The 12,534-nt window shown below is 40.6% G+C and carries 7 protein-coding genes and 2 pseudogenes; all 9 read right to left on the bottom strand.

The window, feature by feature from the left end:
• Positions 1–73 precede the first annotated feature (73 nt).
• Entirely contained in the window at positions 74–898 is an 825-nt protein-coding gene (gene nadE / locus ACVX3R_RS03135) for an ammonia-dependent NAD(+) synthetase (RefSeq protein WP_458795424.1), read from the bottom strand.
• Positions 895–2,355 carry a nicotinate phosphoribosyltransferase gene (locus tag ACVX3R_RS03130; protein WP_458795671.1) on the bottom strand — a complete coding sequence of 487 codons (1,461 nt, stop codon included), beginning with the start codon at positions 2,353–2,355 and terminating at the stop codon, positions 895–897. Before ACVX3R_RS03130 ends, nadE begins: the two co-directional genes overlap by 4 nt.
• Positions 2,356–2,471: 116 nt before the next feature.
• The gene (locus ACVX3R_RS03125; protein ID WP_458795423.1) at positions 2,472–2,960 is read right to left on the bottom strand and encodes a DUF6773 family protein; all 489 of its coding nucleotides are present in this window, start codon (positions 2,958–2,960) and stop codon (positions 2,472–2,474) included.
• Complete coding sequence (locus ACVX3R_RS03120) at positions 2,950–3,423, bottom strand: DUF6773 family protein (protein WP_458795422.1); 474 nt, start codon at positions 3,421–3,423, stop codon at positions 2,950–2,952. The genes ACVX3R_RS03125 and ACVX3R_RS03120 overlap by 11 nt, the downstream gene beginning before the upstream one ends.
• Positions 3,413–3,622: a helix-turn-helix transcriptional regulator gene (locus tag ACVX3R_RS03115; RefSeq protein WP_001107495.1), complete on the bottom strand. Its 210-nt coding sequence runs from the start codon at positions 3,620–3,622 to the stop codon at positions 3,413–3,415. The genes ACVX3R_RS03120 and ACVX3R_RS03115 overlap by 11 nt, the downstream gene beginning before the upstream one ends.
• A 147-nt stretch (positions 3,623–3,769) precedes the next feature.
• Positions 3,770–4,366 (bottom strand): HAD family hydrolase, encoded by a 597-nt coding sequence (locus tag ACVX3R_RS03110; protein ID WP_458795421.1) that lies wholly within the window; start codon positions 4,364–4,366, stop codon positions 3,770–3,772.
• A gap of 59 nt (positions 4,367–4,425) precedes the next feature.
• Positions 4,426–4,836: a GNAT family N-acetyltransferase gene (locus ACVX3R_RS03105; protein WP_458795420.1), complete on the bottom strand. Its 411-nt coding sequence runs from the start codon at positions 4,834–4,836 to the stop codon at positions 4,426–4,428.
• A gap of 186 nt (positions 4,837–5,022) precedes the next feature.
• Positions 5,023–7,845: pseudogene (locus ACVX3R_RS03100) on the bottom strand (Spy0128 family protein); the annotation flags it as partial.
• Between the two features lie 33 nt (positions 7,846–7,878).
• Positions 7,879–11,979, bottom strand: a pseudogene (locus tag ACVX3R_RS03095) (Spy0128 family protein); the annotation flags it as partial.
• Between the last annotated feature and the right edge of the window lie 555 nt (positions 11,980–12,534).

Raw genomic sequence — 12,534 nt, 5'->3', positions numbered from 1 at the left:
AAAAACCTTCACTGGAGGTTATTCTTGCTTCCCAGTTTCTAGGCAAGAAGCTAAAAAGGTCCACAGGACCTTTTTACTCCCAAAAGTCATCAAAGACGGTGATTGGTAGGTGACGTTTGTGTTGGCCTTTGTGCCACCAGTTTTCAATAGTCACTTGGGCTTCTGGGCTGATTGTTTTTCCTTCTAGGTAGTCATCAATCTCTTCATAAGTGACTCCCAAAGCTACTTCGTCTGCAATACCTGGTTTTTCTTCTTCCAAATCTGCTGTTGGGATTTTTTCATAGAGGGCTGGGTCCGCACCAAGCTCCTTCAAGAGTTGTTTTCCTTGGCGTTTATTGAGGCGGTAAAGAGGGAGAATGTCTGCACCACCGTCACCAAACTTGGTAAAAAAGCCTGTGATATTTTCTGCAGCATGGTCTGTTCCAATGACCGCTCCGCTATGGGCACCCGCAAGGGCATATTGAGCAATCATACGACTACGCGCCTTGATATTTCCCTTGTTGAAGTCTGAAACAGTGCTTCCTGTCGCTTCGACTGCAGCTGTCATGGCATCAGCTGATTCCTTGATATTTACAACTAGACTGACATCTGGCTGGATGAAAGCGAGAGCTTTTTGTGCATCTGCTTCATCAGCTTGTACTCCATAGGGCAGGCGGACAGCGATAAATTGGTAGCTGTCATCTCCTGTCTCAGTTCGCATTTCTTCCATAGCTAATTGCGCCAAACGCCCTGCCAAGGTTGAGTCTTGTCCTCCAGAAATCCCTAGTACAAAAGTCTTAAGGAAGGTGTGTTTTTTCAGGTATCTCTTTAAGAAATCAATGGAACGATGGATTTCTTCCTGGGCGTCAATCACTGGTTTGACACCCAGTTGCTGGATAATGGTCTCTTGCAAACTCATTCTTCTTCTCCTTCACCAAGGGCTTCCTTGCGCATCTTATCAATCAAGTCCATCTTATCTTGCCAAATATCACGCGCCAAGTCCACTGGATAGTGTTGCGGATTGAGTACCCGTTTATACTCATCCCAAAGCTTGTCAAATTCTTTGCGAGCATAGGACTGAATCTCAGTCAAACTAGGCAAATCGTAAACCAATTTCCCTTCTTTAAAGATATCCACCAAGAGAGGAACGGCATCAAAATTACGAACGGTCTTTTTGATGTAGGTATAAGTTGGATGGAACATCTTGATTTCTGTCATGCCACTCACATCCACACCATCATAGGTGATGTAGTCACCTTCTGACTTGCCTTTTTCACGGCTGGTAATGCGCCATACCTGCTTCTTACCTGGCGTCGACACTTTTTCAGCATTGCTTGAAAGCTTGATGGTGTTGCGCATCTTACCATTTTCATCTTCAATAGCAACAATCTTATAAACTGCGCCAAGAGCAGGCTGGTCATAAGCCGTAATCAGCTTGGTCCCAACACCCCAGACATCAATTTTAGCGTGTTGCATCTTGAGGTTGAGGATGGTATTTTCATCTAGGTCATTAGAAGCATAAATCTTAGCATCTGGATATCCAGCCTCATCCAACTGTTGACGAACTTTCTTGGAAATATAGGCAATATCCCCAGAGTCAATCCGCACACCCATAAAGTTAATCTGATCACCCAGTTCATGCGCCACCTGAATAGCAGCTGGCACACCGATGCGAAGGGTGTCATAGGTATCCACAAGAAAGACACAATCACGATGGGTCGCCGCATAGGCCTTGAAGGCTTCATAGTCGTTTCCATAAACCTGTACCAAGGCATGGGCATGAGTCCCCAAGACAGGAATATCAAAGAGCTTACCAGCACGCACGTTGCTGGTTCCATTGGCGCCACCAATCACCGCTGCGCGTGTTCCCCAGATAGCTGCATCCATTTCTTGCGCACGACGTGTCCCGAACTCCATCAAAGGTTCATCTTCAATGACTGAACGAATACGTGCTGCCTTAGTCGCTATCAAGGTTTGAAAATTAACGATGTTTAAGAGAGCCGTTTCGACTAATTGACATTGGGCTAGAGGACCTTCCACCTGCACAATCGGTTCATTAGCAAAAACCAAGTCCCCTTCTTGGGCAGAACGAACCGTCAACTCCAACTTGAGATTGCGTAGGTAGTCTAAGAACGCCCCATGATAACCAAGCGACTCCAAGTAGGCAATATCGCTATCTGAAAAGCGTAAGTCTTTAAGATAATGTACAATTCTTTCCAAACCAGCGAAAACTGCATAACCGTTGTTAAACGGTTGCTGGCGGAAGTAAACCTCAAAGACCGCCTTTTTATTGTGAATTCCTTGGTCAAAGTAAACTTGCATCATGTTAATCTGGTACAAGTCCGTGTGCAATGTCAAACTATCATCTGGATACATCTGTTTTCCTTCTTCCTTCTTTACAAAGGTATGAACGTATTCTACCACTTTCACACCATCCGATAAATTAGTACTATTATAACACATTTTACTGAGATTGATAAAAAGATAACAAGCTATTCTCCGTTCTCCAATTCATCCATATCTTGCTCAAACTTTTTTTGAGCCCATTCGCCATAACTTTTAAGGCCGAGATTGCCGATAAAAACCCAAGGAAGGTACATCAGATAAGTAATGGCCCAAGCAGATAAGTATTTAACGTTCAAAGGATTGTGCTGATAAATTTCGATATTGAATTGATAATTCTGCAACATCAAGAGAGTCGTAATAGCGAGAGTTACCAGCAAGCACCCTACAATCCTAAAATGAAACCGACTATAGTAGGTCACTCCAAGTTGTCGTGCACGATTGAAAAAGAAGAAAATTCCTAAAAGAAGGGTAACCAGAAGAATATTAGGATTAAAAAGAGCAGGTGCTAATACAGCCACCAAATAACTTAGCAGAATGAGCCCGATAAACACATGAAAAGACTCTGTCCCAGCTTTGTTAATCAGTTGTTCTTCTCTTTCGTCTAATAATTGATAATAAAAAAATCTATTTTTCATCTTCTTCCTCCCAGACTTGCTGATTTCTGCGATTCAAGTATAGGATAACTCTATCCATAGAATAACTCCCAACGAGATAGATGATAACTGCTAGAACCACTTTTAGGGAGTACTTCCAAGTCAATAGACTGACCAGTTCCTCGCGATTGCCTACGATATCAATCAATAAAACCACTATAGAAAATCCCAAAGCAGATAAAATTCTTTCTTTTCCAGTATTCTCAACAATATCTCGAATGTCAATTCCAACATACATGCGGCGAATAATGGCATACAAACCGACTCCAATCAATAAAAGTAACTCTGGTAAATAGGACAAAAGCGTTAAATTGAAAATATAAACTTTGGCAAAAATTTCCAGTGCCAAAAATAGGCACATTCCCAAGAGAATTTCTCCTGAAATCTTTCCATCCAATTTTTCCGTACGTTCATCTTTGATCACAAGTTTTTTTCTATTTTTCATCTTCTTCCTCCCAAAATAATTGATCTAAAGTTTTGCCTAAGCATCTGCAAATGGACTGACAGAGGGAGAGACTAGGATTGTATTTCCCAGCTTCAATCAAGCCTATAGTCTGCCTAGTAACACCTACAGCCTCTGCCAAATCCCCTTGTGTCAAGTCAAGCTCCACACGAGCTAGTTTTAATTTTAAATTTTTAGCCACTAGCATCCTCCTTCACATTTTTAAAAAGTTGCGCTTCTTTTAAAAAAATTATACCATATATCTAACTTAATGCAATATATAAATGTCATTTTGTAAGATTTTGTTAACAAAAAACTCTCTACCACAAAAAGATAGAGAGTGTTACCTTTAAATATAGGATTTCAAAATATCGACGACATCACTTCTTTTCTTAACCTGATAGGCCCTAATGCCCAATTTCTCAGCTGCGTTTGTATTGTCCTCAATATCGTCTAGAAAGACACAATTTGCGGGATTTAGCTGATATTTGTCGAGAATCTCCTTAAACATTGCCAAATCAGGCTTTATAGCTTTTATATCACAGGATAGGACAAAACCATCTAAAACCTCCTTTAAGGAAGATAATTGCTCATCCAGCAAGTCATAAAATACCTTTGAGGTATTGGACAAGACAAAGATGCGATGCCCCTTTTTCTTTAGTTCTGACAAGACAGGAAAGACTTCCCTATAAATATCAATGTAGCTAGGCCAATTCCAGATAACTTCTTCGACCTTCTTTTGATAGGTACTTCCAATCATCGACACAACTTTAAGCACCAACTCTTCTCTCGTCATGGTCCCAATATCTAATCTTAACCAAAGCCCCGACTGAAAAATAGCTTTATCTAAAACCAAATATTCTTCCTTCGTATCCGAAACGTCTTGTAAAATCTTATCCTTGTTCCATTCTAATAAGACGTTGCCCATATCCAATATTATATCCATTTGTCTACCTCCTTGCTTATGTGAAGAATCCCTCTTTGATTTATGCCTTCATATTCACCTTACAAATCTTTTTGGTAATAAAATCTTTGCCCTGTGTAGGGATAGTTTTGCAAGGTAAAGACTGCCTTGTAGCCATGGCTTTTATAAAAATCTGGCGCTTGAAACTGGTAAGTATTGACGAAAGCAAAACGACAGTTTCGATTCTTAGCTTCACTTTCAGCTTGCTCCAATAGTTTTGAACCGATTCCCTGTCCTCGCAATTCCTCTCTCACAAACAAATATTCGATTTCCAGCCAATTTCCGAAAGTCTCTGCTACTAAGCCTGCCAGGAGATTGCCCTTTTCGTCTTCAACATAAAGGTTCAGGGGCTCGCTTTCAGCCTCTTCTCTTTGGGAACGATTATAAGCACGAATCAAATTTCTTATTTCTTGCGCTTTATGAGATTCCTTATTTTCCAATCTAAAATGCATCCAAACCTCCTTCGAACTGTTACAGCTTGATTATAATCTTATTTCAATAGACTGTCAAACTAGAAAAAACTCACCAAGCAGAGTTGATGAGTTCATAATTTATTTAATAAATGTATTAGCGCTTTTAGAATATCTTTAATTTAGATATTCTAAGCCAAATCTTGATTCATTTTAGAAAACGAAATATTATGCTTCATCTTCCTTTTTGCGTTTTGCAATCAAACCTAGACCTACCAGACCAAGTGCAGCACCAAGAGTGACAACTTCAGATTTAGATTGTTCACCAGTGTTGGGCAACTCACGACCCTTAGATTTTTCTGATGTTGATGGTGTTGATGGTGTCGGTGGTGTCGGTGGTGTTACCTTGTTATTAAACTCGGTATCGGCTGGCAACTGAGTAGTTACAGTCAACACTCTACCATCCTTCTTCACTTTAATACCAACAGTAGCAATCATGCGATCGTACTCAATACCAGCTTCCGTACCTTTCACTTCTTCTACATGGTAGATATAAATTCCTTCCTCGCCACGTTTGAATGTAAGAGCTGAAAATTGAATCTTACCAGTTACATCGTTGGTTACAGTTTCAATCACATTTCCTTTTTCGTCCTTCAGAACAAAACTAAACTCACCAGCCTTCAATTTACGACCTTCAAGCTTCTTAGTAAAATTGAACTGCACTGTGACTGGGGCTACCGCATAGTTGTTAAATTCGCTATCAGCTGGCATAACAACATTGGCTGTCAAGACACCTGTTGTCGCATTCTTAGTGACGTTAACAGTCACTTCTGCGTTCATGGAATCATAGTCAATGTCTGTATCTGTTCCGGCTACTTCACGAACGGTATAGGTATGAGTTCCTTCTGTTGCGTAGGAGATCGCATCAAATTGGATGTTCCCATGAACGTCATTCTTCTTCGTTTGAATCACACGGCCATTTTCAAGCAATTCAAAGGTGAAGGCATCAGCTTCAAGGGCTTTTCCTTCCAATTTCTTAGTGAAACTGAATTGTGCGCTTGTCGCTGCTGGAGTGAACGTATTGTTGAACTCAGTATCTGTTGGAAGGGCTTTGGTTGCTGTAAGGGTATGACCTGCTTTCGTTACAGTCACTGTCACCTCTGCCTTCATTGGATCATAAGTCATTCCTGCTTCTGAACCAGCTACTTCTTCTACAGTGTACTTATGCTCGCCAACTTCATTGTTCTTGTAAGTAAGTGCATCGAATGCAACTTTACCATCGGCATCATTAGTCTTCGTTTGTAGAACCGTACCATTCTCATCTTTCAAGACGAAGCTGAACTCACCAGCTTTAAGGGTACGTCCTGCAAGAGCCTTACTGAAGTCGAATTGTGCTGTGACTGGTGCTACCGCATAGTTGTTAAATTCGCTATCAGCTGGCATAACAACATTGGCTGTCAAGACACCTGTTGTCGCGTTCTTAGTGACGTTAACAGTCACTTCTGCGTTCATGGAATCATAGTCAATGTCTGTATCTGTTCCAGCTACTTCGCGAACGGTATAGGTATGAGTTCCTTCTGCTGCGTAGGAGATCGCGTCAAATTGGATCGTTCCGTCAGCTTTATTCTTCTTCGTTTGGATTACATGGCCATTTTCAAGCAATTCAAAGGTGAAGGCATCAGCTTCAAGCGTTTTTCCTTCCAATTTCTTAGTGAAACTGAATTGTGCGCTTGTCGCTGCTGGGGTGAACGTATTGTTGAACTCAGTATCTGTTGGAAGGGCTTTGGTTGCTGTAAGGGTATGACCTGCTTTCGTTACAGTCACTGTCACCTCTGCCTTCATTGGATCATAAGTCATTCCTGCTTCTGAACCAGCTACTTCTTCTACAGTGTACTTATGCTCGCCAACTTCATTGTTCTTGTAAGTAAGTGCATCGAATGCAACTTTACCATCGGCATCATTAGTCTTCGTTTGTAGAACCGTACCATTCTCATCTTTCAAGACGAAGCTGAACTCACCAGCTTTAAGGGTACGTCCTGCAAGAGCCTTACTGAAGTCGAATTGTGCTGTGACTGGTGCTACCGCATAGTTGTTAAATTCGCTATCAGCTGGCATAACAACATTGGCTGTCAAGACACCTGTTGTCGCGTTCTTAGTGACGTTAACAGTCACTTCTGCGTTCATGGAATCATAGTCAATGTCTGTATCTGTTCCAGCTACTTCGCGAACGGTATAGGTATGAGTTCCTTCTGCTGCGTAGGAGATCGCGTCAAATTGGATCGTTCCGTCAGCTTTATTCTTCTTCGTTTGGATTACATGGCCATTTTCAAGCAATTCAAAGGTGAAGGCATCAGCTTCAAGCGTTTTTCCTTCCAATTTCTTAGTGAAACTGAATTGTGCGCTTGTCGCTGCTGGGGTGAACGTATTGTTGAACTCAGTATCTGTTGGAAGGGCTTTGGTTGCTGTAAGGGTATGACCTGCTTTCGTTACAGTCACTGTCACCTCTGCCTTCATTGGATCATAAGTCATTCCTGCTTCTGAACCAGCTACTTCTTCTACAGTGTACTTATGCTCGCCAACTTCATTGTTCTTATATGTAAGCGCATCGAAGGCTACTTTACCTGAAGCATCATTGGTCTTCGTTTGTAGAACCGTACCATTCTTATCTTTCAAGACGAAGCTGAACTCACCAGCTTTTAGAGTGCGTCCTGCCAAGACTTTACTAAAGTCAAATTGCGCTGTGACTGGGGCTACTGCATAGTTGTTAAATTCGCTATCAGCTGGCATTGTTACAGCAGCGTTCAACAGACCTGTTTGAGCGTCTTTTGTGACATTTACAGTCACAGTAGCGTTCATTGAATCGTAATCGATATTGGTATCTGTTCCGGCTACTTCGCGAACGGTATAAGTATGAGTTCCTTCTGCTGCGTAGGAGATCGCGTCAAATTGGATCGTTCCGTCAGCTTTATTCTTCTTCGTTTGGATTACATGGCCATTTTCAAGCAATTCAAAGGTGAAGGCATCAGCTTCAAGCGTTTTTCCTTCCAATTTCTTAGTGAAACTGAATTGTGCGCTTGTCGCTGCTGGGGTGAACGTATTGTTGAACTCAGTATCTGTTGGAAGGGCTTTGGTTGCTGTAAGGGTATGACCTGCTTTCGTTACAGTCACTGTCACCTCTGCCTTCATTGGATCATAAGTCATTCCTGCTTCTGAACCAGCTACTTCTTCTACAGTGTACTTATGCTCGCCAACTTCATTGTTCTTATATGTAAGCGCATCGAAGGCTACTTTACCTGAAGCATCATTGGTCTTCGTTTGTAGAACCGTACCATTCTTATCTTTCAAGACGAAGCTGAACTCACCAGCTTTTAGAGTGCGTCCTGCCAAGACTTTACTAAAGTCAAATTGCGCTGTGACTGGGGCTACTGCATAGTTGTTAAATTCGCTATCAGCTGGCATTGTTACAGCAGCGTTCAACAGACCTGTTTGAGCGTCTTTTGTGACATTTACAGTCACAGTAGCGTTCATTGAATCGTAATCGATATTGGTATCTGTTCCGGCTACTTCGCGAACGGTATAAGTATGAGTTCCTTCTGCTGCGTAGGAGATCGCGTCAAATTGGATCGTTCCGTCAGCTTTATTCTTCTTCGTTTGGATTACATGGCCATTTTCAAGCAATTCAAAGGTGAAGGCATCAGCTTCAAGCGTTTTTCCTTCCAATTTCTTAGTGAAACTGAATTGTGCGCTTGTCGCTGCTGGGGTGAACGTATTGTTGAACTCAGTATCTGTTGGAAGGGCTTTGGTTGCTGTAAGGGTATGACCAGATTTGGTAACAGCAACCGTTACTTCAGCTTTCATGGTGTCATAAGTTACCCCAGTAAGTGAACCTTGAACTTCTTCTACTGTGTACTTGTGAGTTCCAACTTGAGCATTTGTAAATGTCAAATCGTCAAAGGCAATAACACCATTCGCTTTGTTCTTCTTCGTTTGAATAACGTTCCCAGAAGCATCTTTAAGGACAAAAGTAAACTCATCATCTTGCAACTGACGACCTGCAAGGGCTTTGCTGAAGTCAAATCTAGTCTTAACTGGAGCAACAACATGGTTGTTGAAGATTCTGTCATTTGCATCTGTTGCTTCACCACCTGATGAAGTCATTTCAGTCTTAGCACTCAAAAGACCTGTTGTAGCATCTTTCGTAACAGTGACTTTAACTGCGACAGTCATTTCATCGTAGTCTACATCAGATTTATCACCCTTCACTTCTTTAACAGTATAGTTGTAAACACCTTCGCGGTCAAAAGACAATTCACTGAAGGTAATTTTCCCATCAGCCTTGTTAGTCACAGTTTGATTTACATTGTTATCACCAGCCAATGTGAAGCTAAAGTCACCAGCATTCAATGTTCCATTTGAGAGAGACTTGTTGAACTCAAGATTTACCTTCACTGGGGTTGGTGTAAAGGTATTGTTGAACTCTGTATCTACACCTGTCGTTGCATTTCCATCTGCATCCACACCATTTGTTGATGAATAAGATGGTGTGGTTGCAACCAAAGTATGGCCTGACTTAGTAACAGTCACTGTCACTTTTGCTTCCATTTGGTCATAGGTCATTCCAGTTTCTGGCGTTGTTGGGATAACTTCTTTTACAGTATAGTTAAAGGTCTTACTTGAATTCCGTTGTCCTGAAGCATCTATTCCAAGATCGCTAGCACTATACTCAATACCCGTGAACTTCACATTGCCAGTTGCATCATTGGTTGCAGTTGCTACCTCTGCGCCTGATTCGTCATACAGTTTGAATGTGAATTCATTCGCTTTCAGATCGCGACCTTTCAATTTCTTGGAGAAGTCAAACTCTACATTTACTGGTGGAACAACGTGATTATTGAAAGTTGTATCATCTGTACCAGTTGCTTCACCACCTGTTGCAGTTATCTCTGTTTTGGCAGTTAACAGACCTGAATCCTCATCTTTTGTTACAGTCACCTTAACTGCGATAGTCATTTCATCGTAGTCTACATCAGGTTTGTTCCCCTTCACTTCTTTAACAGTGTAGTTGTAGACACCAACTTTATCGAATGACAATTCGCTGAAGGTAATTTTCCCATCAGCCTTGTTAGTCACAGTTTGATTTACATTGTTATCACCAGCCAATGTGAAGCTAAAGTCACCAGCTTTCAATGTTCCATTTGAAAGTTCTTTATTAAATTCCAGATTTACCTTAACAGGAGATGATTTGAAAGTATTGTTAAACTCAGTATCAGTTGGCATAGTTGTTTGAGCTACGTAGGAATCTCCGTTAGCATTTACCGTGATTGTTACGTTAGCTTTCATTGGATCATAAGTCATACCAGTTTCTGAACCAGTGACCTCCTCAACTGTATAATGATAGGTTCCTGCAGAGTTAAACAAGAGTGGATCAAAAGTAATATTCCCAAAACTATCATTTGTTTGAGTATCAACAACCTTACCCGTACTATCAATCAAATTAAAAGTGAACTCGCCACGTTTTAAATTTCTTCCGTCCAAACGTTTAGTAAATGATAAATCAACCCTTGCTGGTTTTTTTGCTTTTGTCGCTGAACCAGATCCTCCTGCCTTAAAGGCAAAAGATGCTTGATAACTATACTCTTCTCCATTGTTATAGGTGATTTTGATATCATTTCCGTGTTTTTGTTGCAATTCTGCAAGTGTCGGGTGCGCTGAAACATTCTTCAATCTAGTCATATAACGAACGTAGATCATTTCGTTCAGTTGTGCTATCTTGAATGAAAAACCAGACGAACTTGTTTTGATATTCTCTAATAATTGAATTGCATTTCCTTTAGATACCCACGGTGAAATTGACTGAACCTTTTCGGCTCTGAGAGCTTTTCCATTCCACAAATCCACATGATCGTCAGGAATTGGTGTTGCATGCCCTGCTCTCCATGCAGCTTTTCTTTGGTCATCAAACTCCTTTAATACTGGATCACCATCTTGAACTAATTCTTGATCATCTGGAAGACTATCAATCAATTGGTAGTTGTTTAAAACCTGTGGAGCTACTAGACTTCCTGCATTTACACGGATGGTCCATCTGATTAATTCAGGATGTCCTGTTACTGCTTCTCCGTATTTTTCAACCTTTGATTTTGCTGCTGGTGCTGGAGCATTTTCGGGGCCTACTGTTACTGTAATCTTGGTTCCATTGAAATTGAGTTCCGTTGGAACATTTGGCTTAACATTCGCTTTCCAACCTGTACTAATGTTTAACGTATAATTTTTTCCGAGAGTATTTTTTTCAAAATAATCTGTAAAAGTAGTGATTACTTTGTTATTGATTGAATCCAAGAAAGCATTCCCAATAACTTGACCATCTGGTCCCGTCACATCATAGTGCAAACTTGTAGGGATTCTCATAGCATCTGGGATATCAACTACCAGTTTATCATTGCGTTTGATGGTTAAACTATCAGGCATATTCATGCGAATGACAGTTTCTACTGGCGTAAACAATCCGTTACCATTTGGAAAATTCACCTCAACATCTGGATTTTGTACAGTAATTGTATCACCTGTTTTTACATAGGTTGTTGCACCACCTGATGAAGGCAGTTCTCTTTTAGACCGTCTTGATCTAGTTGTAGGTTGCGCCTCAGTTTTTTTCTCGCTAGCTGCAGATGAAGAGGCTTCGGCACTGGCTTTTGAAGTTGGAGAAGCTGACTCAGCTGGTGCAACACTAGTGCTAGCTGGTGTTGCAACTTCATTTAGTTGTTTTTCAGTCTTTTCCCCTTTAACCACATGTGCAGGGGCTTCGGCACTGGCTTTTGAAGTTGGAGAAGCTGACTCAGCTGGTGTAACACTAGTGCTAGCTGGTGTTGCAACTTCATTTAGTTGTTTTTCAGTCTTCTCCTCTTTAACCACATGCGCAGGGGCTTCGACACTGGCGTTTGAAGTTGGAGAGGTTGACTCAGCTGGTGTTACAGCTTCATTTGCTTCAAGACCAGATTCCTTGTGTCTCTCGCCTTGATTCTCTTGTGTGACAACTGAAGTTTGTGACTCTGTATTATTCTTCACTTCATCCGCATAAACGTTTCCTTCCACAAATACCAGTGTTGACAACAACACGGAAGCGACACCAATAGTGTACTTGCGAATAGAAAAACGTTCTTTAGATTCGGAAAACATTCTTTTCATTCGTTATCTCCTATATTACTATTATCATTCTCTTGTGTATTTTACCATAACATTTTGTAGAAGACAAATTTTTATAATTTTCTTTAATTATTCTCAATAAGCAGAAAAATTTCTGAATGTATTTCAGAGATAACTCATATGAATTTCGATAGCTATTTCAGTTACTTTTTAAGTTTAAGGTGCATACTGCATCCGCTGTCCTACATTTATTTCATTTTAAAATATTTATACTTCTTTTTTATAGCTAATACATCAACATTCGCAATTATTTTTAATATAACACCTTCAAAATTTGAATCTCTGGGCGGAAAAAATCTTAATTTTAAGAGACCTTATACTCGATAAACGAGACAAAATACGAATAAGATAGAATTCTAATTATCAGAAAAACTGACTTTGTTCGTTTTTTATATTCAAGGTTAAATTTTTACTCCAACCTCTGGAGCTTATAGCGGATGACTATGATTTATAACTAACAATCTCCTAGATACTTTTCTTCGCTCAAAAATGTAGTGAGTAAAATCACTGTAGGGAATTATAGATCCTATTTTGTTG

The organism is Streptococcus sp. 517s (genome assembly GCF_054445985.1).
This window is presented reverse-complemented; position numbering and strand designations above follow the sequence as displayed.